We start from the raw sequence: 1,010 nt of genomic DNA on the forward strand, positions 1-1,010 counted from the left end.
ATCAGCCGATCCAGCTTTAAGTAATGGCATGTACACTTGCCCATTGCCAGTAACAGAAAACAGTGTTGGAGTCCAAACATTTGATACTGTATCAAAAGCCTTTAATGTCGTTCGATAACCTGCCGAGAAAGAGCTATTGTTATGATACGTCGAAGTAAACCAGCGCATACAGCCTAGATGGTTTACACCGGGCGAACCAGAAATTCCAAAGCTTAATGCGTCTACAAGAGTTTGAGCGGGAACCCCCGGTGCCCGCCCACCGTACAAGAAACTTGCTGCGACAGCGTCCCCGCTCTTAGACCGAACTTCTAGGATCTGGTCTACGCTAGTTCCATTCTCGGAGCCTACAGATTCACCCAATCCACGAGAGCGAGGGGATTTGTAGATACTAGTACCAAAATTCGCGCCGCTATCCCATACAGGAGTACCGGAAACTGAATCTGTAAATACAGGCGACGCATGCGAGGCGCAGCCAATACCTTGTAAGTTGAATGCGGCTTGAGCGAATGCGGAGGTAAGAAAAAACAGGTATACAGAGTGGCTTCCATCTGCTTCCAGATATACAACGAATCTCACCTCACTTGGAACGAATAAACTAGAAGACCAGTCTACCGAGAAAGCACCACGATTCCCCATAACTACAGTCATTGCCGTAAATGTACCTGCTACCCACCCGCCGAGCATTGCATCTATGCGAAGGGAGGCATATGAGCCGTTATTAGATGGTGGTAATGTTGCGATCTTATATAGGCGTTGCGCTTGGCCAGCATGGATGAATGTATATCCAAATTTACCAACAGCTTTTACTGCTACAGGTGTGTCGGTGTAGATAGTCAGACTTGGATCTATCCACGCCGGATTCATATAACCATTCGGCCCACCAAGTGGGGACCTCCCCACGGCTGGCGCATACGATGCCACCACGGCGCCGCGCCCGGCCAGCTCATTCAGGCGCCGGATCGTGTCCTTCTGGCCATAGTAAAAAAAGTCGCCCATTACAGTTCCTCGAT

The 1,010-nt window shown here is 49.5% G+C and carries 1 protein-coding gene; it reads right to left on the reverse strand.

Going from position 1 to position 1,010, the window contains the following annotated elements; translation table 11 throughout:
* A partial coding sequence (locus O0882_RS29055) for a hypothetical protein (RefSeq protein ID WP_289953459.1) occupies positions 1-996 on the reverse strand: 996 nt, incomplete at its 3' end.
* Between the last annotated feature and the right edge of the window lie 14 nt (positions 997-1,010).

Source organism: Janthinobacterium sp. SUN073, from assembly GCF_030397665.1.
Taxonomy (GTDB): Bacteria; Pseudomonadota; Gammaproteobacteria; order Burkholderiales; family Burkholderiaceae_D; genus Janthinobacterium.